Here is a 25,601-nt window from a genome sequence, read left to right as displayed (position 1 = left end):
GGAAGGTTGTCTTAATTGGAAGTACGATAAGCAAATAGGCGTTTTCCTAACGCATTGAAAGCGAATCTCAAGAGAATAGACAAACCCAAGTACAATAAGGCGGTAACTAAGTAGCTTTCAAAAGCACGGAAGTTACGCGATTGCACCAGGTTCGCGGCGTAGGTTAAGTCCTCTACTGAGATTTGAGAAATGACCGCAGAGCCTGAGGTATCCCCACAAATTTACTCATAAATAGGCTCCTTGTTCTAGCTGCTGAACGAGTTGCCTGATGCCGTCCTGCCATTCCTTTTTTGGTATCTGGAAACGGGTCATAATGGCTCGTTTCCCAAGGTAAAAGTGTGACAGAACTCTTCGCTTACGTAGAGTGTTCGCCTGAAAGCGTTTTGCATAGCCTGTCAGCTCTATGACTTTACCGATTAAAACAAGCAGAAGTGCAGTGACAGTTGTAAGCAGGATTAAGTTACTCAACCGTTCTATCTTTGATGTAAAGTTCAACTCAAACCCCAGGCCGAATCGGCTACTTTTCATATCACGAAACCCTTCTTCAATTTGCATTCTCGTTTCATATGCTCTGACGCAACGCTTCGCAAAAAGACGGTTCACAGGAAGAGAAGACACTAATAACCAAGGTTCTTTTGCCCCTCTGGCTGCGGTAAGCGAAGATAAAGAAGCACGTCTTTTACCTTTTTGATTGATAGAGTGACGCCCTTTCGGTGAGCTCTTGTAAAGGACAAACTGATTGGTGATTGGGCTAGATTGACGATGTTTAAGCTCTAGATGCTTAGGCTTTTGATTAGCACTAGAGAACAAAGTGGATATGCAGCGCCAAGCTTGAAGCGAGTCGTCATAGTACTTACGCGGCCTTCTGACTCGTCCGACATAATCCCAGCCCTGTTTCACAACTTCATCTAACCAAGGCGTCTTAAATCCAGCATCCGTTACAATGATGGGCTTTGCTTTACTTGGAAGCAGTGCTTTTAAAACGCTTAAAAATTGCCGATGTGTTTTAGGCTTTTCTTTTGTGAGCTTGTCATGCACTTCTTCATAAAGCGTAATGGATCGCCCCTCAAAAGCCATGCTGGCACGAATTAGAAAGTGTTGTCCACGAGCATCTAAATCAGACCAATCCACGCTAATGATTGGACGCGTTTGAATCACAAAGAGTCGGCAGATATAAGCGTAAATCGATAATGCTTCGTAACGTAAATTCGGGTTGGAGAGAAGTCGGTCTGAGCGTTTAATACGGTGCTTTTCGTACGCTTTTGATTGGATGCCTCGACCGATACTCGTCACGGTGCAAAGATTACCTTGCGCTAAGCTGAGTACACAAGCCGATAGCGCATGGCGGCGAGTTTTATGCATATTTGGGCTGACAAGAGGAAGGATTTTGTTCAGAATAGTGGTCGCGTTCATGGCTTTCGTGTTTGGTTGTTTTTGGCGAAATTATTGATCACCAAGGGCCATGAACGTTCCCTTCTTGCGTTAACTAATTGTTATTTATATAAAATTCGTGGGGATACCTCAGCCGCAGAGCCCAACATGACGATGATGCATTGGCTGACTAAAGCAGGGTAGATCTTCTCAAACGCGGGGGTGAAAATAACGCGGACGAGGGTTTGTCGAAACGTCAGTCCCAACACTTTCGCTGCTTCTATTTGGCCTTTTGAAATACTGCTCAACCCCGCACGAATAATTTCTGTGCTGTACGCGCCAAGATTAATCGTCAGCGCAATCATACTGGCTTCCCATGGCGATAATCTCATGCCAATAGCGGGAAGACCGAAGAAGATGAAGAACAGTTGAACAATAAACGGCGTGTTACGAATAAGTTCCACATACACACTGACAACGCGTTGGCTGGCGAGGTTGCCGTATTGGCGAACGGTCGCGCAGACCGTTCCCAATACCACCCCCAAAATCGTTGTCAGTACAGTGAGTTCAACCGTGGTTTTTAAACCACGGAGAAAAACATCGCTGTATTGCAATAGATCAGAGAAATACAACATAACAAAAGCCTTATGCGCCGAAGCCTTTAGGGAGCGGTGCTTTTAACCACTTCATCGAAATCTCATTTAGTTCGCCAGAGGCCAAGGCGGCTTTGATTAGCTCATTCACTTTCGCTTGAAGTGCCACTTCACCTTTCGCCATGCCGATGTAGCAAGGTGAGTCTTTCAGCATGAATTTACTTTCTGGTGCGCGCTGTGGCTGACGTTTTGCGATTTCTGTCGCCACCAAGTTACCCGTCGCGATCAAGTTAACTTGACCAGAAAGGTAAGCCGTTAGCGTGGTGTTGTTGTCTTCAAAGCGACGTACGTTGACAGATTTAGGCGCGTTTTTCTCAAGCTCTAAATCTTCTACTGAACCGCGCGTTACACCAACGGTTTTGTCGGCTAGCTCGCTGATTTGCGTCACGGCAACGTCTTTAGAACCAAAGACGCCTAAGAAGAAAGGTGCATAAGGGGTAGAAAAATCAATGGCTTTTTCACGTTCTGGGTTTTTGCCAAGACTAGAAATCACCAGATCGACTTTTTTCGTTTGCAGGTAAGGAATGCGGTTGGCGCTGGTTACTGGAACGATTTCAATTTTCACGCCCATTTCTTTGGCGATGTAATTTGCCATGTCCACATCGATACCTTGTGGTTTCAAGTCGGTACCAACGGAGCCAAATGGCGGAAAGTCTTGAGGCACCGCAATGCGGATCAGCTTACGGTCTTTTATGTCCTGTAAAACATCGGCGTTGGCACTGAATGCCGAAAAGCCAGCCGCGATAATAAGTGTGGTGCTGAGTAACTTGGTTAATCGTTTCATGGATAAGGGAACCTTTGTTTACGTTGAATGAATGCCTGAAACACAATTTGCAACACCCATGCCAACATGAAACAAAAGTTTCTTGAGTTTCGCTTTATGTAACAAAACACTGCAAGAAAAGAGAAAAATGGTGCGGCTACATGGTGTGTGTGAAAATGAAATAAGCGAAACTCAATGCGGCATTGCGCTTATACTTTGTGCAAAGAACGGCTCCGGCGCTTTCTTTTGGTGCAAACGAAGGCAGTTGGACGTGACGTCGAGCCATGAGCGACGCAAAGACTCGGCAAAAGCCATAATCTAAGTTGGCACTTAAACGAGAATCGATTACCGTAGAGAAAAATATCCCAGAATTGAGGTTTATACGTGGCGACAAAGCAGGACGTGCTATCCCTGATCGAGAAGACTTACCCAACGCTCTCTCCTTCAGCGCGATCGATAGCGAATTATTTACAACAAAATCCCTTGGCGATTGTGAGCCAAACGTCGGCCGAAATTGCGGACAACACCAATACGTCAAAAGCCACCGTGAGTCGTTTCTTTCGTCAGCTTGGCTACGATTCTCAGCAGGGCGCGAAACAAGCGCAATTGGCATTGCGGGAAAGCGGCGTGCCGATTTTTACCCAAGGTTCCTCTTTGGACCAAACCGCACAAGAGCTAAAAAACCTGTCTTTAACGTTTGAAGGTTTACGACCCGATACCCTGAACGAGATCAGCGAACGCCTAGCGAATGCAAGCCGAGTGACCTTAATCGGCTTTCGTAATGCTTACCCGTTGGCGTTGCATTTTCGTCAACAGTTGCAACAAGTGCGTCATTCCGTTCGCCTCTTGCCGCAACCCGGCCAAACATTGGGCGAAGACTTACATGATATTCTGGACGATGAAGTGATTGTCTTGCTGGGCTTTAGGCGTCGAACGCGCCAGTTCAAGCAAATCGTTGAAGCCTTACAAGGTCGAACAACTGTGTTGATTACCGACCCAACAGGACAGGTTTATAACCAACAAGTGTCCCATGTGTTGCTTTGTCATCTTGGCAACGAAAGCCCATTCGATAGCTACGCGGCACCGATGAGTTTAATTTCTATGTTGTGCAACCGCGTGTTTGGCTTTTTGGGCGATGCGGCGAGTCGCCAGACGCAGGCGATTTCGGCGTTGTATGAAGACTTGGACGAATTGGAACCTTAATCTCTTAGGGGAATTCTCCTCAGCTTGCTGCGTAAACTTCGTGATGTTTTTTGTAGGGCACCATTAGCGCAGCGTGATGTGCCGTTTAATGATATTGGTTATGAATGTCAGATCACGCCTCGTTCCTCGGCAAATCTGACCTAAAATAATATTGATCAGAGTGGTTTTGCGACAGGGCGACAGAAAAAATAGATTTATTTTTTGTTTCAGTTGACAGCTTAGTGAAACGATTGTTTCATATGTCCTACACAAGCGGAGGACATATGAAACATTTCATTGCAGACAATCCCTTTCTGACACTCTCCAAAACGGTTTGGAGCGAGACTTCAACGACCGACAAAAACACTGACTTAAGCGGTTTACGTTTGGCGGTGAAAGACTTGTTTCATATGGCAGGACTGCCGACTTCCGCTGGTAATCCTACTTGGCTAGCCACTCATTCCATTCCGACGAAAACCGCTTCTAGTGTGGTTACTTTGCTTGATGCTGGAGCAAAGTTTTGCGGTAAAACCATTACAGACGAGTTGGCTTACAGTCTAAACGGCCAAAATATTCACTACGGAACACCCTCAAATCCGGTGACACCAGATCGTCTTCCAGGTGGGTCGTCATCGGGTTCGGCGGTGGCTGTTGCACTAGACCTCGCCGACATTGGTTTGGGCACAGACACCGGAGGCTCGATTCGTGTGCCAGCCAGTTACAACGGTTTGTTTGGCTTACGCCCGACGCACGGTGTGATTCCTTCCGATAATATGGTTGCCCTTGCGCCGTCTTTCGATACGGTGGGCTGGCTTACCAAAGACCTCGTCACCCTAGAAAAAACCGCCGCTATATTGCTGAAAAGAAAACCGCCAAAAGAATTTACTAACGTATTGATTGCCAACAACTTAATTTATCAAGTGGCGCATGTGGCAGAGCTCAATTCTCAGCTGCAAATATGGCGCGAAAAGGGGCTTTTTCCAAAAGAAGCGTCCATCGTTATCGACACGCAAGCATGGAAAACCAGTGAGACGTTTCGCACTTTACAGGGCGCCGAAATCTGGCATGAACATGGCAAGTGGATTAGCGATCTAAAAGATCTAGAGGATGTTGATGTTTCCTCCGTCTTTGCGCCAGACATTCAGTCGCGTTTCGACTGGTGCCAAACCATTTCTGCAGCCGATGTTGCTGCGGCAAAACAGCAACGACAGCGCTTTACCGATTGGCTAGAAAGCGAGATCGAAGGGTCGGTGCTTATCATTCCAACCACACCCGGTATAGCGCCTTTGTTTGATGCGGTCGACGACGAACTTGCGGCGTATCGAAACCAGCTGATGGACATCACTGCGATTGCTGGGTTAGCTGGCCTTCCTCAGTTGCATTTGCCGGTTTGCACGTTAGATGGCGCGCCCTGTGGCTTGTCTTTGGTGGGGTCAAAAGGCACCGATTTGGCGCTGATTGAGTTCGCAAAAACTTTAATGGAGTCAGCGTCATGAAGAAGAACGAGATAGCCTTTACGGCGCCGCATTTTAACGCCACAGAAACAGGGCGAAAAATCCTAGAGCAAGGCGGCACCGCAATAGAAGCCATGGTTGCGGCGGCAGCGACGATTGCCGTGGTGTATCCGCACATGAATGGTTTGGGTGGCGACGGTTTTTGGTTGATCAGCGAACCGGGTAAAACACCGGTTGGCATTGATGCGTCAGGCAAAGCCGCGGCACTGGCGACACTGGATTTTTACCACGGACACGACAGTATTCCGACACGAGGCGGCAAAGCCGCTTTGACGATGGCAGGCGCTGTCGCTGGTTGGCAAGAAGCCTTGACCGTGAGTCAAGAATGGCAAGCCGCCTCCTACGCACAAAACTTGCCGTTATCGACCTTGCTTGGCGATGCCATTCAATTAGCGAAAAAAGGCAGCGCGGTAACAAAAACCTTTGTCGATGCCAGTAAAAAAACCTTTGCCGATTTGGTTCATATTCAAGGTTTTGACGAGGCGTTTTTGAAGAACGGTCGTCTTTATCAAGAAGGCGATAACCTGACGTTACCTGTGTTGGCGCAAACCTTGGAACAGCTCGCTGCAAAAGGCTTGGACGATTTTTATCAGGGTGACATTGCCGCACGTTTGGCGAAAGAACTAGCAATGGCGGGTTCGCCCATTCGTTTGGCGGATTTTGAATCGTATCAAGCAAAACGCGTAGAACCTTTGCAGGTCAAAACCAGTGCTGGCTCTCTTTATAACTTGCCCGCGCCGACGCAGGGCATCGCGTCGTTATTGATTTTAGCCTTGTACGACAAGCTGTATACGCAAGGCAAAACCGCCACAGACATGGCGCATTTGTTGATTGAATGCACCAAACAAGCGTTTATCGCCCGAAATCAATTTGTCACCGATGAATCGCGTTTGGCGATGGATTTGTCGTCTTTGTTGGATGACGAACAGTTAGAAAAAATGTGTCACGAAATTGCCTTAGAACGTGCGCAACCTTGGCCGCATCAAGCCAAACATGGCGACACCATTTGGATGGGCGCGTGTGACAGCGAAGGCCGAATGGTCAGCTACATTCAGAGCTTATATTGGGAATTTGGCAGCGGCGTGGTCAGCCCTTCTACTGGTATTGTGTGGAATAATCGCGGATCGTCTTTCTCGTTAGATCAACACTCAATCCAAGCGCTTTCGCCGAACTTAAAGCCATTTCATACGTTGAATCCTGCTTTTGCCGAACTGAACGATGGTCGTCGCATGAGTTACGGCACCATGGGCGGCGAAGGCCAACCACAAACCCAAGCGGCGCTGTTCAGTCGTTATGTTTATCACAATATGCCGTTTGATAAAGCCATCAGCGAAGGTCGTTGGTTGCTCGGTCGAACGTGGGGCGATGTGAGTCACAACTTGAAAATCGAACAAGACTTTGCCGATAGCGCCGCCGAGGAGTTGGCTAAGCGCGGGCATGATCTAGTCATCGTTGATTCGTGCAATGAATTAATGGGTCACGCGGGTGCGGTGGTGCTGCATCAAGATGGCCATGCCGACGCGGCGACGGATCCACGCAGTGATGGCTTGGCCATCGTTAGTACTTTCATTTAGAAAAAACCGAATTTAGTCACATTTTTATCCAGTAACACTTTTAGTTAGTAATCATTGTATTTAGGAGCGAACAGAAACATGTCATTCATAATGGAAAACTATTCCATGATTCTCGCCATGATGGCCACCGGTGTGGTCGGCGGGATTTTAGCCGGGTTGTTAGGCGTAGGCGGCGGTATTATTATCGTGCCGGTGTTATTTTTCTTGTATCAAGGGCTCGGCGTGAGTGCGGATACAGCCATGTTGGTGGCAACCGCCACGTCGTTGGCAACCATTGTACCGACGTCTATTAGTTCAATTCGTGCCCATAAAGCCAAAGGCAATGTGGATATCGATTTGCTGAAACGCTGGGGCATTTTCATCTTCTTGGGCGTGATGATTGGTAGTTTTGTTGTAACGCGTGTGGATGGGCAATGGTTAACGTTGTTGTTCGGTATTATCGCGACCTTATCCGCCATTAATATGTTGTTGGGTAAAAAGGACAGCCTTTTCAAGTCGTTACCGGGCCATGCTGGGCAAGGTGTGATGGCGACTTGCGTTGGCTTTTTCAGCTCCATGGTTGGCATTGGCGGCGGCACCTTAACGGTTCCTATGCTGACTTTCTGTAATTACCCTGCACACCGTGCGGTCGGCACAGCCGCTGCAGTAGGCTTGATCATTTCATTGCCTGCGGCCTTGACCATGTTGATTTTTGGGCAAAGTCCAATTGATTCCCCTTACGGTACTGTGGGCTTGGTGAACTTAATTGGCGCGGCGTGCATTATTCCATTGACGGTGTTGTTTGCGCCTGTTGGTGCGGGTTTAGCGCATCGTTTAGACGCGGCGAAATTGAAGAAAGTCTTCGCTGTGGTGTTGATTTTCACTGGCATCAAAATGCTTTATCAGGTTTTAGGTTAGGAGATCATTATGCAGCCGCTTTCATTACCGCCAAGATTGCTAATGGGCCCCGGCCCGATTAACTGTTATCCACGTGTGTTGTCGGCGATGTCGACTCAGCTAGTGGGCCAGTACGATCCGACCATGACCAGCTACATGAATGAAGTCATGGCATTGTATCGTCGTGTTTTTAACACACAAAACCAGCAAACCTTTTTGATAGATGGTACATCTCGCGCTGGTATTGAAGCCGCTTTGGTGTCTTGCTTAGAACCGGGCGATAAAGTGTTGATTCCTATCTTTGGGCGCTTTGGTCATTTGTTGGCCGAGATTGCCGAACGCGCCGACGCGGAAGTTCACACCATTGAAGTGCCGTGGGGCGAAGTGTTTGACCCGCAGCAAATTGAAGACGCGATTAAAAAAGTACAGCCAAAATTATTGGCGATTGTACAAGGCGATACCTCGACCACCATGTTCCAGCCGTTGGAAGAGTTGGGTGATATTTGTCGCGCTCACGATGTGTTGTTTTACACCGATGCCACGGCGTCTATCGGTGGAAATCCGTTGGAAGTGGACGCGTGGAAAATCGATGCCGTTTCTGTGGGGTTACAAAAGTGTTTGGGCGGGCCATCTGGCAGCGCGCCGATTACCTTGAATGATCGCTTTGTATCTTGTGTACGCAAACGCGCTCATGTGGAAGCGGGGATTCGTGATGCGCATCATCATGGCTCATCTGGCATGCGTATTCGCTCGAACTACTTTGATTTGCCCATGATCATGGATTATTGGGGCGATGAGCGTTTAAACCATCACACAGAGGCCGCGACCATGTTGTTTGGTTCTCGTGAATGTGCGATTCAGTTGCTTAACGAAGGTCAAGACGCGGTGTTAAAGCGCCATCAGCTGGCTGGTAATGCCATGCTGCAAGGTGTTCTCGCCATGGGTTTGATGCCATTTGGTAACTTAAAACACAAGATGAACAACGTCGTTGGCGTGCATATTCCGGTGAATGTTGATGGCGAAAAAATTCGTCATGATTTACTGGCCATTTTTAACATCGAAATTGGCACCAGCTTTGGCCCATTGAAAGGCAAGGTTTGGCGCATTGGCACCATGGGCTACAACGCGCGCCAAGACGCTGTGCTGCATACCTTACAGTCATTGGAAACCGTGCTTCGTCGCGCTGGATTTGGTTTACCAGCAGGCGCGGCAGTGGATGCAGCCATGGCCGTTTACAGTGGAGAAGTCTAATGACTGGCGGTCTAGGAATTGACAGCTCAAGGATTGATTGCAACAAACTTGCTCAGCTGGTTATGGACCGCTGTGATGAACTTGGCAAAATCAGTCAAAACGACGATTGCCTAGATCGTCGTTATCTCACCAAAGAACACAAACAAGCCAATGGATTGGTGGGCAGCTGGATGCAAGAAGCGGGCATGCAAACTTGGCAAGACGAAGCGGGTAATTTATGGGGGCGCTGGCAAGCCGCAGACCCAGACGCGGCACGCTTTATCATGGGCAGCCATTTGGATACGGTGCCAAACGGCGGTCAATACGACGGCATGTTGGGTGTTATCACGCCGGTTACCTTGATCGCTGCGATGAAAGAAGCGGGCGTTCGCTTGCCGTTTCACCTAGATGTGGTGGGCTTTGGTGACGAAGAAGGCACACGTTTTAGTTCTACCTTGTTGGGCAGCCGCGCGCTAACAGGCCAATGGCCAGCAAGCTGGGCGGATGTAAAAGACAGCGATGGCATTAGTTTGGCACAAGCATTAACAGACTTTGGTTCGGACTTCGCTAGCATTCCTAATGCCGCTATTTCTACTGATAACTTGCTTGGTTACCTTGAGCTGCATATTGAACAAGGGCCAGTGCTAGAAGACTTGGATTTACCCGTCGGCGTGGTAAGCGCCATCGCTGGGGCAAAGCGCTTTGAATTTAATATCACCGGCATGGCTGGACACGCTGGCACTGTGCCAATGAACCTGCGCCAAGATGCGCTTTGTGCCAGCAGTGAGATGATTCTTGCCGTAGAAAAAATTGCTCAACATCATGGCATTGTCGCGACGGTTGGCCGCATTCAAAATCGCCCCAATGGCGTGAATGTCATTTCTGGCAATACGGTTTTTTCCCTCGATATTCGCAGCGAATTTGACGAAAAACGTGATATCGCGCTCGATGAAATCTTGCAAGAATTAGACGCCATTGCTGCACGACGCGATGTTCGTATCGAACGTAAAGCGACCCATGCCGCCAACGCCGTGCATTGTGACGCCAAGCTACAAAGCGTGCTACGCAAGGCCATCGAAATACAAAATATTCCCGTTCACACCTTGTTCTCTGGCGCAGGACACGACGCCATGGCGATGGCGGATATTTGCCCTGTGGCGATGTTGTTTATGCGTTGTGATAAAGGCATTAGTCATCATCCAGCGGAAGCGATTGATACACCAGATGTGGCCGTAACCTTGGCCGTACTTAACGAGACATTACAGAATTTGGCCTAACGGTTTGATTGGGGCTATTTAGCATAGTGCCTCGCTCCCCGATTGGATGTGAAGTCGGCTCCCAGTATAACGTTCCGCTCCCTGATTGGATGTGAAGTCGGCTCCCCAGTATAACGTTTCGCTCCCCGATTGGATTTGAAGTCGGCTCCCAGTATAACGTTTCGCTCCCCGAGCAAGCTCGAAGAATCGCTTTCACGTTATGCTGGGGAGTTAGCCTTATTAGGTATTAATATGCGGGAAAAGTGTCTATGCGTTTAATTGGCGCTGACGTGTCGAGGAACGAAGCAATACGCAAGCCAATTGAATTACATGGATACCTATGATTACGGAAAGTAGAGGAGTATTTGATGAATTTTACGCGCATTTTTAACGATGATCAGGGTAAAAGCCATTTCGGTGATTTGACTATAGATGTTCGTGATGGTGGCCCCATTGGCTTTTTGTCAGAGCGTTTTCCAGCGGGTGAGATGATCTTCCGTGAGACCCCAAGCGACTACGATTTTAAATGGCACCCAGCGCCACAGCGTCAGTTATTGTTCATTATCAAAGGGCGTTGTGAGTTTACAGTGTCATCCGGTGAAGCTCGTCAATTCGGCGCAGGTGACGTTGTCTTACTAGAAGACACCGAAGGCGAAGGTCATTGTAGCAAAGCCTTGTTCAATGAAATTAGGCATTCGATTTTTGTGACCTTACCGGATGGTGTGGTGTTTTAATCTGAATAAGAGAAGGCCTATACTAGGCCTTCTCTTATTTCAATCTCTTCATAAGATCGGAAGGGGCGACATATAATTTTGTTCGTCCATCCTTGGTTTCTAATAAAAGCTTTAGATCTACTAACTTAGTTAAGTGTGTTCGTGCTGTATTCTCAGATACACCATATGAGCTAGCTATTTCTTTTGCGGTAAATATTCGGCCGGGCTCTTTATTTCCTTTTTTGATGATATCTTTTTGTACAAAATTCAATGAATTATTGTATTTAGAATTTTCGAGTAGTTGAAGTACTTGATGAAACTCTTCAGTCTTATGTTGTAAATACTGTTGGAGTTCATCAAAAGCAGACAAAATAATGTCTAATTGAAAATCAATAAAATAGGTCAGATCATTCTGATCTTTTTCGGTATACAGATATGATAATCCGTATCCTTTGGGATCATTTTTTAATAATTTACTAATAGACACGTACCGGAATAGTTCGTATTCATTTTTAAGCATAAACCAATAAAATAATGCCCGTGCTGTTCTACCATTTCCATCTCTAAATGGGTGTTCATAACCGATCATAAAATGAAGAATGATTGCTTTAATGACAGGAGCAATAAATTGTCCTCCATCGGAGCCTGAATGATCTGTGTTAGCGAAGTCACAGAGCTTTTGTAGCCTAGTATGGATATGCTTATAGCACGGCGGTTGGTGGACTATTTCCCCTTGAGTGCCTTCAACATAGATATCGTCATCTTGTCTAAACTCACCAGGAACAACATTATTTTCTGTAGTTAGGTTTGTGGCTATTTTGTGAAAATCTAAGATCATATCGACGGTAAGTTCATTCTTTGATTTTCTTTCGGCATGTCGAAGTAAAAAGAAGTTGTTGAGGATCATTCTTTCATCTTCGTTTATAGGTTCTCTCTCCTCTTCTAGCATTTTTTTCGCCACTTCTCTGGTCGTAGAAGCACCTTCAAGCTGAGCACTTGTGATGGCTTCCTCCATCATTAATGAAGAAACGAGAAATTTTTGCTGAATATTTTTAGATACTGGGTTGTCAGCGATGGTTCCTACACTTCCACCTGCAATCTTTATAACTTGATGAAGTTTAGCTTCCATTGAGGGTGCTATGAAATACGAAAAATGAGCGTTTTTTTCATCAGATATGTTGATTTCTTTTGCTTGCATTGATCTGTGAAATTTCACTGCTAGCCAGATATTTTCTGCATCAGCTCTTGGAACTCGCCATTTTAGTTGGTCCCAGTGTAAGTATCTGCCTTTATCGTCGGTCGCTTTATGAGCAATGATGAAAGGCGATAAAGTATTAAAGTCGATTTTATCTAAATCAAACTCTGGTGCTTTTTCTACACTGTTTTTTGACATAAACTCAAGATCCAAAAAATTGCGTTATATTGTACTAATAATGGCATTCATCATCTAAATGTCAATTTTTTCTAAGTCTGATTTGACTAATAGGAATTTTCTTGAAGACTTAAGTGTTTTAGATAAGTGTGATGAGGTTAAGGCCTTATTCAATGAAGTCAGACACTCGATCTTTGTTACCGTGTCAGATGACATAGCTTTTTAACGAACTCTTAGTGAAAAATGGCGATTGTCCTGAAAAGGCCAATCGCCATTTTTTGTGGTTAAGCAGGCGGATGGTTTTCTATCCAATGATCGGCGATCTCTTCTCGGCGGGCGATCCAGACGTTGTCGTGGGATTGCACGTAATCTAAGAATTTCTTCAGTGCCATAAAGCGGCTGGGTTTGCCTAATGTTCGGCAATGCATGCCGATGGACATCATTTTCGGTGCCGTGGCGCCTTCTTCGTACAAGCAATCAAAGTTGTCTTTCAAGTATTGGAAGAATTCTTCACCGTGGTTAAAGCCATAAGGCGAGGAAAACTTCATATCGTTGCAGTCGAGAGTGTAAGGCACGATAAGGTGCGGTTTGCTTTCACCATTCTGAGCATCGACTTTTACCCAATAAGGTAGGTCGTCGCCGTAGTTGTCGGAGTCGTATTTCAGCTGCGGTTGCTCCGCGACCAAGGCGCGAGTATTGGGCGAGTCGCGTCCTGTGTACCAGCCTACGGGTTTAACACCGGTGACTTTTTCGATAAGAGCGAGCGCTTTAGTCATGTGTTCGCGCTCTTGCTCTATCGGCATGTCTTGGTAGTGAATCCATTTTAAGCCATGACACACAATCTCGTGTTTGCCTTCTACAAAAGCTTTTGCCACGTCAGGATTACGTTCTAATGCTGTCGCAATGGCGAACACGGTGAGTGGGAGACCTCGACGTTCAAATTCATTAAGTATGCGCCAAACGCCTGAACGAGAGCCGTACTCGTAAAGTGATTCCATACTCATGTGGCGATCTTTAAATGGCTGAGCGCCAAAGATTTCAGACAAAAACGTTTCGGCGTGTTCGTCGCCATGAGCGACACAGTTTTCACCGCCTTCTTCAAAATTCAAAACAAACTGCAGCGCGACACGAGCGTTGTTTGGCCAATTAACATTTGGCATACCTTGGCGGCCATAACCGGCGAAATCACGTTCTAAATAATGTTTCATTGTATCGGTTCCATGTTTTATGGATGGCAAGTTGAAAGGTTACTTGCTCCAGTGAGCGTAACGGCCAATAAATGGTTTGCTAATGCGCTGTCCATATTGACCTATTTTAGAAGTCTGTAACCCAAGTTGATGCAATGACTCTGCCAATTTTACGGCGGCGACAACGCCATCAATGATAGGAACGGGCAGCTCTTCGGCCAGTTTTTCAACCAATGCTGACATGCCAGCACAACCCAAGACAATCGCTTCTGCGCCGTCTTGCTCTATCGCCGCGAGGCATTCTGTTTTGAGTAATTGATACGCGTCAGGTTCAATGTTTTCCAAAGCCAGTACGGGAATATCGGTGGCTCTCAGACCGCTGCACTTATGCTGGTGGCCATACTTTTGAAGTAGGTGCTCACTTGCTGGGAGTGTTCTTGATAATGTGGTGACAACACCAAAACGATGGGCAATAAGGCTCGCCGTTTGAAATCCCGCTTCTGCAATGCCGATGACTGGTGCATCTGCTAATTCACGGGCAGCGTCTAAAGCAGGGTCGCCAAAGCAAGCAATTATGTGGGCATCAACGCCTTGTAGCTTGCCTTGTTCGATGAGATCAAGAAGAGCGGCGCTGGCAATAACTTCATCAAAAGCACATTCGATGCTTTTAGGGCCGTGCTCAGGCGTACAAGCAATAATTTGAGTTGTTTCTAATGCTGCAGACTGCGCACTTAGCGCCATGGCATGAGTCATTTCAGTGCTTGTGTTTGGGTTAATGAGCTGAATTCGCATGGTGCTCCTAACGGCCAAAAAGTCGTTGAAAATCGATATTTTCTTCAGGTTTGCTTTCAAGAATGAGTGACGATTTGATGTGTTTTAAATGATGGCTCATCCAGTTTTGTGCTTTGCTAGCGTTTTTTTGATCTAGCAGATCGAGCAATTGAGCGTGGTCACCGCATTCACAACCGACACTGCCGTGTGTGCCATATGCCGCGAGAATTAATGAAGATCGGTAGCAAAGCTGTTCGATAAAACTGGCGAGTACTTTGTTACCTGATAATGTGGCCAATTCATAATGGAAACGGGCGGTTAACTGAATCGAGTCGGCCAGCATATTGGCGGCTTCAGCTTGTTTTTCTTCTTGCGCCATGGCTCTAAAGCGTTTGGATTGTGCCGCGTCCCAATGCGCCAATAACGCAGGAATCAGTTGAGGCTCTATAAGAATACGGCTGTCCAGTACTTCTGATGCTTCTGCTTCGCTTGGTCTGTTGACCTGTGCGCCTTTATTTTTTTCGATCACCACAAAATGTTCTAGGGCAAGTCGTTGCAATACTTTGCGGATGCCAGTCCGACTTACGCCGAACGCTTCTGACAAACGGTCTTCTGGTAAACGCGCTCCTGGTGGTAATTGATGCTCGACAATGGCTTTGAGTATTTGTCGATATATGTGTTCGTCATTAGACATAAAGTTTCTCAAGAAATTGTATACGATATATTTTATTAGATAGTTTTTAGACAATATAGCACGACAAATTACTTCGTACATCTTAAACGATGATATTCACTATTGTGCACAATTATGGTGTTCTATTTGATTTATTGTTTTGGTTTGGTGCGAATAAAATGGATTTTTTGACGATTCACGAGAATAAAACCATATATTTTATGCAAATGTTTTTTGGCACACAAATTGTATTCTTTATTGTATACAATCAAAAAAGGAATGCGGTCATGAAGCAAGAATTAGAGCAAAGCCTTAAGTTGGCAAACAGCGATCTCCTGCCGGAGAAAGACCAGAAATGGGGTTGGTATAGCATCTTTGCGTTTTGGATGTCAGACGTGCATAGCGTCGGTGGTTATGTGTTTGCTGCCAGTTTGTTTGCGCTGGGTTTGAATGGTATTCAGGTGTTTATTAGTTTGTTACTGGGAATTTCCATTGTGCTGGTGTTTGCCAATTTAATGGGCAAACCCGGACAAAAAGCGGGCGTTCCTTTTCCTGTGGTGGCGCGTATGTCTTTTGGTGTGTTTGGGGCCAATATTCCAGCGATCATTCGTGGGTTGATTGCCGTTGTTTGGTATGGGATTCAGACCTTTCTGGCGTCTAGCTCCTTTATTATCCTAATTTTGTATTTCGTTCCTGAAATGGCATCGTTGGCGGACAGCTCATTCATTGGCTTATCTTATCTCGGTTGGGTGGGCTTTTCCGCCATGTGGATTCTGCAAGGTATCGTGTTTATGTTTGGCATGGACATGATTCGTAAAGTGATCGACTGGTCTGGCCCTGCAATTTATGTGTCGATGTTTGCATTGTGTATTTACATGATTAATTTGGCGGGTTGGGAAAATATTAGCTTCAATCTGAGTACTGATAATTTGATGGGAATGGACACTATTGCCCAAATGTTCATTGCGATTGCTTTGGTCGCTGGCTACTTTGCTGGGCCGACTCTGAACTTCAGCGATTTTTCGCGCTACTGCGGCAGTTATAAAAAATTAAAGTTAGGTAATCTGTTGGGTTTGCCGCTTAACTTTGTGGTGTTCTCATTTTTTAGTGTGGTGATTGTCTCTGCTTCTATTCCTGTCTTTGGCGAGATGATTACCGACCCAGTCGAAACGGTGAAGCGTTTGGATTCTGGCTTTATTACAGTATTGGGTGCGCTTACCTTCATTTTCGCGACGGTTGGCATCAATATTGTGGCGAACTTTGTGGCGCCAGCGTTTGATTTCTCTAATGTGTCACCACAGAAAATCAGTTTTAAAGCCGGTGGTTTTATCGCGGCGTTTGGCTCTGTTTTATTAACACCTTGGAATTTGTTTAATAACCCAGAAGTGATTCATTACACGGTAGATGTGCTGGGCGCGATGATTGGGCCTTTGTACGGCATTATTATTGTCGACTACTTCTTTATTAAGAAAGGCCATATCGACGTGGATGCCCTATACACGGAATCCCCAAAAGGTTGTTATTGGTATGACAACGGCGTCAATAAGAAGAGTGTGTATGCGCTGTTGATTGCTGGCTTTGTTGCCATTTTGGCGACCTTTGTATTTCATGCATTAGCAAATTACGCGATTTTCATTGGTGGTATTGTGGCCGCTTTGTCTTATCGTTATATGATGGAGCCAGAGCGCCTAGCAATGCACAACATGGACCTTGCTAAATCGTAACGTCCGCTTAAATTAACGCGTAAAAAAGCCCCGCATTGTTTCAATGCGGGGCTTTTTGTTGTTACTGGAATTATCGAGCTGAATTACGCTGAGGTAGCAAGGTCTGCTTCTGCTGCTGCCAGCATGTCGAACTCTTCTTCTGGTGTTTTCGCCACAAGGCGGTTTTTGCTGTACAAGAAGTAGTAAGCGGCGCCGATGGCGAACAATACAAGCGTGTAGAAAAACGCGCGAGGATCGTAAGCGTACACGCCAGTCAGAGCCAAGAGTGACAACGCAAAGGCGATGGATGATGTCACGATACCGCCCGGTGTTTTATAAGGGCGTTCCATGTCTGGTTGGTTGATACGAAGCAATATGTGGCTCAGCGCCATCAAAGCATAAGACACAGTTGCACCAACCACGGCCATGGCCAACATTAAGTCGCCTTCGCCAGTCAAAGACGCAAGAAAGCCCAATACACCCGGAACGATCAAGGCGCGAGAAGGCACTTTGCGTTTGTCCGTAACAGACAAGCTTTGTGGAAGATAACCCGCGCGAGACAAGGCGAAAACCAAACGGCTGTAACCGTAGATGATAGAGAAGAAAGACGCGATCAATCCAGCAAGGCCCAATACGTTGACGGCTGTGCCTAAGGACTCATGTCCAGCAAAGTTTAACGCATCCACCAATGGCACCGCGCTTTTACCCATGGCGTCGGCACCGGCTGCACCGGCCAATAAAAACACAACTAATAGAGCGGTAAACAACAAGAAGATCATCGCGCCGATAATGCCTTTAGGCACGTCTTTCGCTGGATCTTTCGCTTCTTCCGCTGCCAATGGCACGCCTTCAACCGCAAGGAACAACCACATGCCAAATGGCAACGCCGCCCAAACGCCATACCAACCCATTGGCATAAATTCAGACGCGCCCGCAGCATCGGTAACCGCAACATCGAATAAGCGGCTTGTGTCGAAATCACCAATCAAAGCAACCGCCGTCGCAAGAATTGCGATGACCGCCAAACCACTGATCACCATCATGACTTTTAGTGCTTCGCCCGCACCGGCTAAGTGAATGCCGATAAAGACAAGATAAAACGCGGCGTAGACCCAAGGGCCGTTAAAACCCAATAGGGCTTCTACCGCAGAACCGATGAAAATAACAATGGCGGCCGGCGCCAATGCGTATTCAATTAATACCGCCAAACCGGTTAAATAACCGCCTGTTGGGCCCATGGCTTGGCGAGCAAAGCTGTAACCGCCACCCGCTGCAGGAATCGCTGCCGACATTTCTGCCAACGCCAACACAAGGGTGAAATACATCACCGCCATCAATCCCGCCGCAATGGCGAAACCGCCCCAGCCCGCTTCCGCAATACCGAAGTTCCAGCCTGCAAAGTCACCAGAGATAACGTAAGACACGCCTAAACCCGCTAGCAAAATCCAGCCAGCGGAGCCTCTTTTTAGCTGGCGTTTCGCCAGATATTCCTTGTTTATTTGATCAGACATTTTCGTTTCCTTTTGTTTCAGTTGTGCTCTATTAGTTGAGTTTCAAACCGTTATTTTTTAGTCATTGGTCTTTTTTCTTTTCCTTAAGAGATGAGGAAGTTCTTCGACTCCTTTGATGTGTCCATGATTAATTCATCGTCTGATCTGTCTTTAAGTTTTACGCCAGACAGTTTCAGCGTTCGTGCTTCGTTTAATAGATAAAAGGCTTTTCGTGCGGCTTCTTGGTACACCAAGCCCGCTGGGCGAACGTTGGAAATGCAGTTTCGGTAGGCATCGGTCAGGCCGACTTTTCCGCCCCAAGTCAGATACAAACCTAAGCTGTCGGGCGAGCTTAAGCCCGGACGTTCACCGACTAACACCAACACGCATTTTGCGTTTAAGCGTTCACAAACATCGTCACCGATCGCCACTCGGCCTTGTTTTACAAAACAGATTGGCGCGAGGTTCCAGCCGTTGATATGACCAGAAAGTGCTTCTAAAAAAGGCAGAGTATTTTGTTCTATCGCCAAGGAAGACAACCCATCAACGACCACAATGACGAGGTCATATTGTTGTGAGGTGGACGCTTGGTGTTCGTCTAGTATGTTGGCCGATCTTTCATCTAATCTGCGTCCATAATCTGGGCGCTGTAAATAAGTTGCTCGGTCTGTCGCGCGGCTGTGCAGCATTAATGGCGCTGCGTTTTTCGTCCAAGCCTTGGCCCAATCTTGTGTCATGAGTGTTTTTGACAGTGCTTCGCTATCGAGTTGCGTATGAACGGCATCGATGGCTTGAGCATGAGCAAGTTGAAACGCCAAAAGATGTTTAGTGGGAACACTGACACCGGAACGACCCAAGCCAACGCGCGCATCGGTGAAGGCGTTGAGCTTGCTCCAAGCGTTTTCCGTCACAGGCTCTTCCTTTTTAGAGATTGGTTCTTCTTTTCCAGTGGTAAGAGGCGCATGCGGATGTGTCGGGAAAGACTTATCGGATGGATAGTTGTCCTGACTCATGAGTGATCTCCAATCATGCGATGGAGCGATTTATGAAATGCATCGGGCAGCTTGTGGTTGAGTGTGAATTGCTCGTTGTTTTTGAAAATTTCCATCTTGGCGAGCCAGAGATCGAACTCAGGCGCGGGTTTTAAACCCAGCACGCGACGAGCATAAAGCGCATCGTGAAAAGACGTGGTTTGGTAGTTCAACATAATGTCGTCAGAACCAGGAATGCCCATCACGAATGTACAACCAGCGACACCTAAAAGTGTCAGTAAATTATCCATATCATTTTGATCGGCTTCGGCATGGTTGGTGTAACACACGTCGCATCCCATGGGTAAACCGAGCAACTTCCCGCAGAAGTGATCTTCCAAACCAGCGCGGGTGATTTCTTTGCCATCGTATAAGTATTCTGGGCCGATAAAGCCAACAACGGTATTGACCAACAGCGGATTGAATTTACGTGCCACAGCGTAAGCGCGGGCTTCGCAGGTTTGCTGATCCAACCCATGATGCGCGTTGGCTGACAACGCGCTGCCTTGGCCCGTTTCGAAATACATGACGTTATTGCCGACGGTGCCACGATTCAGCGACAAGGCGGCGTCTTGGGCTTCGGCCAAATTAGCGAGGTTAAAACCGAAGCTGTCGTTTGTCGCTTGAGTGCCGCCAATCGATTGGAAAACCAAATCCACGGGGGCGCCTTGGTCAATGCATTCAATGGTATTCGTAACGTGAGTCAACACGCAGGACTGAGTCGGTATTTCATAATGCTGGATGACTTCGTCCATCATCTTGATCAAGCGTGTGGCTTGCTGCACGTTATCGGTGGCTGGGTTGATGCCAATCACCGCATCGCCATTGGCGTAAAGCAAACCGTCTAACATGCTCGCCGCGATGCCAGTTAAATCGTCGGTTGGGTGATTGGGTTGTAAGCGTGTCGATAAATGCCCCGGCAAACCAATGGTGTTGCGAAAGGCGGTTTTTACATGGCATTTTTTGGCAACCAGAATGAGATCCTGATTGCGCATGATTTTACTGACCGCCGCCGCCATTTCAGGCGTGACGCCAGCACGGATTTGAATCAGTACCGCGCTGGTGGCTAAATCGCTCAATAACCAGTCTCGAAAACCACCGACGGTGAGGTGGGAAATAATCGAAAAGGCGGTTTTGTCATGATCGTCTAGTATTAGTCGAGTGATTTCATCGTCTTCGTAGGGAACGAGCGCTTGCTCAAGAAAAAGGCTCAGTGGCACATCGGCCAATGTCATTTGCGCGATGACGCGTTCTTCCGCGCTGTCGGCGGCGACACCGGCTAAGCGATCGCCCGATCGGGCTGGCGTGGCTTTGGCCATTAAATCGGCGAGATCGACAAAACCGAAGGTGCGCTCACCGACGGTATTTTTAAATTGAAAAGCGGAATGTGCGTTGCTCATAACCATTTCTCGTTTGATACGGGTAGGTAATGGATACTGAAAGAAGAGCGTAAAAAAGGCATGGAATTTGCTACTTTTATCGGAATCCAATGTGTGAGTTTTTGTTGTAGGTTTACCTTACGGAAATACACACTTGGTCGTTATCGAAAAATGGCAAAAATAAAAAAGACTTATTTTTCAATTGGTTATAGTTTTTGTTTTGTCATCTTGCGGAAAACCAAACTTTATTTTGGAGAGGGCATGTTAAATTCAGGGATAGACGCACCAAATCAGGGCTCTGGAGTTCGAATATCGGAAGCCTATGATGCGGATTTGCATGCAGGCAACCTCACCAATTGGCAGCAAGAATACGACCAAACCAGTCGCGGTGGTTTTTATGGTCGCATTGTGGAGTTGCCGTTTGATGGCTTGCAGGTGTTTTGTGAGCACACAAGCCAAGCGCTGCAGCAAAAATGCGTGGTGTGGCCAGATTCGGTTTGGCTAGGCATTCCTCTTGCCGATCAAGAAGAAAGCCGGATTAACGGTTTAACGATTCGCCCCGATACGATTATGTGCCGACCCGGCGACTGCGACTTTCAACTTTCGACGCCGCAAAATTACGACTTGTACGGTTTGGTGGTGGATAAAGTTACGTTGACTGACATGGCGTCGATCCACGATGTCGATATCAACTGGAAAGAACTGACAGAATACGGCCGTTTGGGCGTGCCAGACAAAACCTTAGCGGAAGTGCGTTTTTTACTCGCGCGTTTACTTTCGGTGCAAAACAAAGAAACGCCACCGCGTTTACAGCAAGACATAGTGATGATGGCCTTGTTGGAAGTCTTAAAAGTCGAAACCCCAAAACCCGCCAAAACACAGAGCTACGTTCATCGGAAAAAAGTCGTCGATTGCGCCCGCCAATTTTTAGACCACCATTTGGATGAACCGGTGACCGTGACGCAACTGTGCGAAATGACCAATGTGAGCCGACGAACGTTGCAATACAGCTTCGAAAGTATTCTCGGGATTAGCCCCATTCAATACCTGCGCATTAGCCGATTAAACGGCGTGCGTCGTTCGCTAGTACAAGCCCAACACGGACAAGCCGTCAGCGACATCGCCGCCCAATGGGGATTCTGGCACCTGAGCCAGTTTGCCAAAGACTACAAACAACTGTTTGGTGAAACGCCTTCAAAAACACTTACAGGGTTGAATGGTTGAGTATATCGCTTGCCCCGCGGGTTAAATCGCGCTAAAAAAGAGCAAACAAAGAACGAACATAGCGGCGATCAAAGACCATCGGAAGAGTCATCGTCCAAATGGACTTTGGTATTTAGCGAGTTATATAACAGGGAAGTCCCACCATGAAAAAAGCAAATCCCCTATATAGGCAACGCCGCCATTCAACAGTGGGTTATAACCGCAGCTACGCTGCCGTATAACTCTTAATTGTTTAATTTTTAAGGATCTATATGCCATATCCAATTGAAAGGAAACTAGTGGTAGCTGTTTCATCAAGTGCTCTATTTGATTTGTCTGAGTCGCATGCGGTTTTTGCAGAAAAAGGGCCAAAGGCATATAAGAAATTTCAAGAAGAGAATATAGATAAAGTTCTTGAAAAAGGTGTTGCCTTTCCTTTTATTAAGCGTTTTCTAAAAATTAATCAGCGCTATCCTGAGAAATTACCTGTTGAAGTTGTATTATTGTCAAGAAATTCAGCTGCTACAGGAAAAAGAGTTTTTAGATCAATCAAACACTATGATCTTGATATTTCCCGAGCAGCTTTTATGGAAGGGAAGTCACCATTTGAGTACATACCGGCATTTAACGCATCACTATTTCTTTCAGCAAATGAGGAGGATGTACAAAATGCTATTGATGCGGGATACCCCGGTGGGGTGGTTTTACCCAGTGAGATAGTTAACGATGATGAAAATGATGAATTAAGGATTGCATTTGATTTTGATGGGGTCATCGCTGATGACGAAGCAGAGGCAATATTTAAAGGTGGAGACCTTCCAGAATTTCATGCTTATGAAATGGTGAACTCTGAAATACCACACAAACCTGGGCCATTGGCCGAGCTTTTCAAAAAGCTCGCATTTTTGCAAAAACTTGAAGATCGCGAAATTGAAAAAGATCGAAATTACAAACGAGTACTAACCACAGCTATCGTTACGGCTAGAAATGCGCCAGCCCATGAACGTGTTATTACAACGCTAGAGAACTGGGGAGTAAGCGCCAACGAGATGTTTTTCCTTGGCGGTATGGAAAAAGATAGAATTTTGTCAAAACTGAAACCTCATATGTTCTTCGATGACCAAAGAAGTCATTTGGAGTCAAAGGCTGGTGATATACCGATGGTTCATATCCCATTTGGTATCGCAAATAAATAAATTGAACAAACAAAGGCAGCGGATATCTAGCACTGCTCGTTGGTGTTGTGCGCTAGTGCTACAGGAGAGTATTGTTGAGTTCGAATGAAATTTTTCTAGTTTTTATTTATCGTGGGTTAGCTAAAAATTATAACAAGCTTGCCAGGCTGTTTGCTCTTGCTAACGTATTTCGTGTTGACCAGATAACGATGAGTCGTACGGGGTTAATCCGTTTAAAAGCCACTAAACAAAGTTTAATTCAGGATTATCTTGTTTAATTGTAGAAAAATGACAAAACAGCCATATTACTGACATTGTTTTTTTAGGATATTAAGGCGCAGCTTGATTTGATTACATGTCCCTAAACAAGTCAAGTAACTTAGCTTCTTCATCGTTGGACGCAGAAAAGTTATGCTGGTTATTGAAGCGTTAGTTACTATTGAATTTATAAATTAAGGAAAAATTACTTTGCACTCAAATAGAACTAAAATTCACTGGGCACTTACGATATTTGAAATTATTATTTTTATACTCGCAATTTTATCAGTTTACTTAAGTGCAAACTCAGAGTGGTTTTGGTTTTTATATGTAGCAATAGCATCATGCTTCCTTTACGTGATTATTAAGTTTTTCGAAGCCTATCCTGCTGCAAAAGAGTTGTTGGTTAAAGAAGATTTTGCTGCCAAAATTTCTGATTCTGCCGTTAAATATGGAGTTGAGCAATATTTTAATATGCAAGACTCGGTAGGACAGGCGAAACGTAATGATACTACTCAGGAAGCGATTAGATCTGCACAAAAGTTATGGCTTTGTGCAAACTCAGGTGCATCATATTTAGACCCTTCTATTTATCGTCATTGGCCTGCGATCGAAAAGAAGTTAGAAGAGGGGGTTGAGCTACGTGTCGTTCTGTTAGACCCATATTCTCAAGAGAAAAAATTTAGGAATATGACTAATGTTGGGGGTGAGCAATTCGATTCGAAAATGAATTTAGCTAATCTCATTAAGTTATATAATAGGTATCCAAATCTAGAAATTGGATTTGCAGAGCATGGAATGCATGCTACCGTTTTTGCCACAGACAGCTGCTTGTTTTTTGATCCATATCAGCTTGGTCTGATTGGAGATAGAATTGAGAACAGAAGTTTTTCACTGAAAATTACACCGTCGGAGCCTGCGGAAGGCGTTGGATTATACCGATTGTTTAAATCGCACCTTGATACTTTGTGGCGATCAAGTACTGAGTTCAGTGATTGGTTGAAAAAGGCTTCTGATAAGCTTCCTGATAACCTCCCAAAAGTGAAAGAACGTTAATGGAAAAAAATGACCCTCCAAAGCGTGTAATTATTAATTTCACCAAAAAGTGCGTATTAAACTGCAAGTGGTGCTATGTGCCATTTGATCAAAAGGATATCTCTGAAGAAAGATTGATTTCTGTAATTGAAAGAGTTAGTGAGCTTGGGTTTAGTTCAGTTACTTTTGGAGGGGGCGACCCATTTCAATTCAGAGGCTTAGCCCCGGCTATTATTAAAGCTAAAGAACTGGGGCTTTTTGTGCATGTAGATACTCATGCTATTACGTTATCCAAAAGTAAGGAAAACAGCTACCTCATAGATAACTACGTTGATTTGATTGGACTTCCGCTAGACGGTTCAACTGACAAAGTTCATGATCTCATGAGAGGTAGAATAGGTCACTACGATTTGATAATTGATAAGATTTCATGGTTAAGAAACCACGAAGTATTAATTAAATTGAACACAATGATTTCTTCAGTAAATGAATTTGATTTGGTTAACCTTGGAGAGTTAGTACAAAGAATTCAACCGGATAGATGGAGTATTTATCAATATTGGGCTGTTGGGCCTGCAGTAAAGGCACTATCAAATCATATGCTGGAAAAAGATGCGTTTTTGGAAAGTATTCGCAGGTTAAATTGTAAGGCAATAGACGGGGTTGTTGTAGAAATAAATTCCTCTGAATCTAGGAGGGGAACGTATCCAATTTTAAACCATCTAGGTGATGTGCATTTTCATCATGAATATCCTATTAACGAATTTCAATATGTGGGATCTATATTCGAAAGAGAAATATCATCGAAGATGGACGATCTTTGTTCTGGCGAGAGAAAGCAGGCAGTTTCTAGGTACTATACAACTAACAAACTCGTTAATTAGGAAGCTAGAAAACCCGGGCATATTATGCGGAACAATTAGAGTCAGATGAAAATTAAACTTGCTTCACACTTTAATTGGGCGTTATGCCCCAAACATTGGATTCACATCCATGCTCTTATGTAAAATTCTGATTATCTGGATGTTCTGACTACCAATTTGTTGATAAAAAATAACATGGCTTCCTTGCGGAAACTTTCGGTAGTCATCTCAAACAATTAGGGTCAGATGAAAATTAAACTTCACATCCATACTCTTATGCAAGGTTCTGATTATCTGGATGTTTTTGCTACTAATTCGCATCGCGGGGT

General features: G+C 45.7%; 22 protein-coding genes and 2 pseudogenes. 12 read left to right on the top strand and 12 right to left on the bottom strand.

Annotated features, from left to right (window positions below; genetic code table 11):
* Positions 1–11: 11 nt before the first annotated feature.
* From D104_RS37550 to D104_RS27245, 4 genes and pseudogenes are all read right to left on the bottom strand, one after another.
* Positions 12–203 (bottom strand): annotated as a pseudogene (locus tag D104_RS37550) (amino acid ABC transporter permease); the annotation flags it as partial.
* A gap of 22 nt (positions 204–225) precedes the next feature.
* A complete protein-coding gene (locus D104_RS27255; protein ID WP_024023824.1) occupies positions 226–1,413 on the bottom strand; it encodes an IS4 family transposase in 1,188 nt (395 codons plus the stop codon).
* A gap of 80 nt (positions 1,414–1,493) precedes the next feature.
* Positions 1,494–2,006, bottom strand: coding sequence for an amino acid ABC transporter permease (locus D104_RS27250; protein WP_084546004.1), 513 nt, complete (start codon positions 2,004–2,006; stop codon positions 1,494–1,496).
* A gap of 10 nt (positions 2,007–2,016) precedes the next feature.
* A complete protein-coding gene (locus D104_RS27245; protein WP_024023823.1) occupies positions 2,017–2,808 on the bottom strand; it encodes a transporter substrate-binding domain-containing protein in 792 nt (263 codons plus the stop codon).
* A 363-nt stretch (positions 2,809–3,171) separates the two neighbouring features.
* Between D104_RS27245 and D104_RS27240 the strand changes: the two genes are divergently transcribed.
* The 7 genes from D104_RS27240 to D104_RS27210 all read left to right on the top strand — a co-directional run bounded on the left by D104_RS27240 (position 3,172) and on the right by D104_RS27210 (position 11,153).
* A complete protein-coding gene (locus D104_RS27240; RefSeq protein WP_024023822.1) occupies positions 3,172–3,990 on the top strand; it encodes a MurR/RpiR family transcriptional regulator in 819 nt (272 codons plus the stop codon).
* 263 nt (positions 3,991–4,253) lie between these two features.
* A complete protein-coding gene (locus D104_RS27235; RefSeq protein WP_024023821.1) occupies positions 4,254–5,465 on the top strand; it encodes an amidase in 1,212 nt (403 codons plus the stop codon).
* On the top strand, positions 5,462–7,057 hold the full coding sequence (locus D104_RS27230; RefSeq protein WP_024023820.1) for a gamma-glutamyltransferase family protein: 1,596 nt from the start codon (positions 5,462–5,464) through the stop codon (positions 7,055–7,057). Before D104_RS27235 ends, D104_RS27230 begins: the two co-directional genes overlap by 4 nt.
* 78 nt (positions 7,058–7,135) lie before the next feature.
* Positions 7,136–7,954: a sulfite exporter TauE/SafE family protein gene (locus D104_RS37310; protein WP_024023819.1), complete on the top strand. Its 819-nt coding sequence runs from the start codon at positions 7,136–7,138 to the stop codon at positions 7,952–7,954.
* Between the two features lie 9 nt (positions 7,955–7,963).
* Complete coding sequence (locus tag D104_RS37305) at positions 7,964–9,184, top strand: pyridoxal-phosphate-dependent aminotransferase family protein (protein WP_024023818.1); 1,221 nt, start codon at positions 7,964–7,966, stop codon at positions 9,182–9,184.
* Positions 9,184–10,440 carry an allantoate amidohydrolase gene (locus tag D104_RS27215; RefSeq protein WP_024023817.1) on the top strand — a complete coding sequence of 419 codons (1,257 nt, stop codon included), beginning with the start codon at positions 9,184–9,186 and terminating at the stop codon, positions 10,438–10,440. The genes D104_RS37305 and D104_RS27215 overlap by 1 nt, the downstream gene beginning before the upstream one ends.
* A gap of 347 nt (positions 10,441–10,787) precedes the next feature.
* Positions 10,788–11,153, top strand: a complete 366-nt coding sequence (locus tag D104_RS27210; protein ID WP_024023816.1) for a cupin domain-containing protein — start codon at positions 10,788–10,790, stop codon at positions 11,151–11,153.
* Positions 11,154–11,187: 34 nt separating this feature from the next.
* Here D104_RS27210 and D104_RS27205 read toward each other — a convergent pair whose 3' ends face one another.
* From D104_RS27205 to D104_RS27190, 4 genes are all read right to left on the bottom strand, one after another.
* A complete protein-coding gene (locus D104_RS27205) occupies positions 11,188–12,525 on the bottom strand; it encodes a Fic family protein (protein WP_024023815.1) in 1,338 nt (445 codons plus the stop codon).
* A 263-nt stretch (positions 12,526–12,788) separates the two neighbouring features.
* On the bottom strand, positions 12,789–13,712 hold the full coding sequence (gene puuE / locus D104_RS27200; protein ID WP_024023814.1) for an allantoinase PuuE: 924 nt from the start codon (positions 13,710–13,712) through the stop codon (positions 12,789–12,791).
* A 39-nt stretch (positions 13,713–13,751) separates the two neighbouring features.
* Positions 13,752–14,483: an aspartate/glutamate racemase family protein gene (locus D104_RS27195; protein ID WP_024023813.1), complete on the bottom strand. Its 732-nt coding sequence runs from the start codon at positions 14,481–14,483 to the stop codon at positions 13,752–13,754.
* Between the two features lie 7 nt (positions 14,484–14,490).
* Complete coding sequence (locus D104_RS27190; protein ID WP_024023812.1) at positions 14,491–15,156, bottom strand: GntR family transcriptional regulator; 666 nt, start codon at positions 15,154–15,156, stop codon at positions 14,491–14,493.
* Positions 15,157–15,422: 266 nt separating this feature from the next.
* On the opposite strand from D104_RS27190, the gene D104_RS27185 reads away from it, so the two are divergent.
* Positions 15,423–16,859, top strand: coding sequence for an NCS1 family nucleobase:cation symporter-1 (locus D104_RS27185; protein ID WP_031214745.1), 1,437 nt, complete (start codon positions 15,423–15,425; stop codon positions 16,857–16,859).
* Positions 16,860–16,942: 83 nt separating this feature from the next.
* Here D104_RS27185 and eat read toward each other — a convergent pair whose 3' ends face one another.
* The 3 genes from eat to D104_RS27170 all read right to left on the bottom strand — a co-directional run bounded on the left by eat (position 16,943) and on the right by D104_RS27170 (position 20,759).
* Positions 16,943–18,349 carry an ethanolamine permease gene (gene eat, locus D104_RS27180; RefSeq protein ID WP_024023810.1) on the bottom strand — a complete coding sequence of 469 codons (1,407 nt, stop codon included), beginning with the start codon at positions 18,347–18,349 and terminating at the stop codon, positions 16,943–16,945.
* A gap of 83 nt (positions 18,350–18,432) precedes the next feature.
* Positions 18,433–19,341, bottom strand: coding sequence for an ethanolamine ammonia-lyase subunit EutC (eutC, locus tag D104_RS27175; RefSeq protein WP_024023809.1), 909 nt, complete (start codon positions 19,339–19,341; stop codon positions 18,433–18,435).
* The gene (locus tag D104_RS27170; RefSeq protein WP_024023808.1) at positions 19,338–20,759 is read right to left on the bottom strand and encodes an ethanolamine ammonia-lyase subunit EutB; all 1,422 of its coding nucleotides are present in this window, start codon (positions 20,757–20,759) and stop codon (positions 19,338–19,340) included. The genes eutC and D104_RS27170 overlap by 4 nt, the downstream gene beginning before the upstream one ends.
* 240 nt (positions 20,760–20,999) lie before the next feature.
* Here D104_RS27170 and D104_RS27165 point away from each other — a divergent pair, with 240 nt between their 5' ends.
* The 4 genes from D104_RS27165 to D104_RS27145 all read left to right on the top strand — a co-directional run bounded on the left by D104_RS27165 (position 21,000) and on the right by D104_RS27145 (position 25,293).
* Positions 21,000–21,962 carry a helix-turn-helix domain-containing protein gene (locus D104_RS27165; protein WP_024023807.1) on the top strand — a complete coding sequence of 321 codons (963 nt, stop codon included), beginning with the start codon at positions 21,000–21,002 and terminating at the stop codon, positions 21,960–21,962.
* Positions 21,963–22,213: 251 nt separating this feature from the next.
* Positions 22,214–23,137, top strand: a complete 924-nt coding sequence (locus D104_RS27160; protein ID WP_024023806.1) for a 5'-nucleotidase — start codon at positions 22,214–22,216, stop codon at positions 23,135–23,137.
* Between the two features lie 447 nt (positions 23,138–23,584).
* Positions 23,585–24,430 (top strand): hypothetical protein, encoded by an 846-nt coding sequence (locus D104_RS27150; RefSeq protein WP_024023804.1) that lies wholly within the window; start codon positions 23,585–23,587, stop codon positions 24,428–24,430.
* The gene (locus tag D104_RS27145; RefSeq protein WP_024023803.1) at positions 24,430–25,293 is read left to right on the top strand and encodes a radical SAM protein; all 864 of its coding nucleotides are present in this window, start codon (positions 24,430–24,432) and stop codon (positions 25,291–25,293) included. The genes D104_RS27150 and D104_RS27145 overlap by 1 nt, the downstream gene beginning before the upstream one ends.
* Positions 25,294–25,374: 81 nt before the next feature.
* Here the strand turns inward: D104_RS27145 and D104_RS37545 are convergent.
* Positions 25,375–25,485, bottom strand: a pseudogene (locus D104_RS37545) (type II toxin-antitoxin system RelE/ParE family toxin); the annotation flags it as partial.
* Between the last annotated feature and the right edge of the window lie 116 nt (positions 25,486–25,601).

It is taken from the genome of Marinomonas profundimaris (assembly GCF_000508165.1).
Classification (GTDB): domain Bacteria; phylum Pseudomonadota; class Gammaproteobacteria; order Pseudomonadales; family Marinomonadaceae; genus Marinomonas; species Marinomonas profundimaris.
The sequence above is the reverse complement of the archived record's forward strand: the minus strand, read 5'-3'. Positions and strand labels throughout refer to the sequence as shown.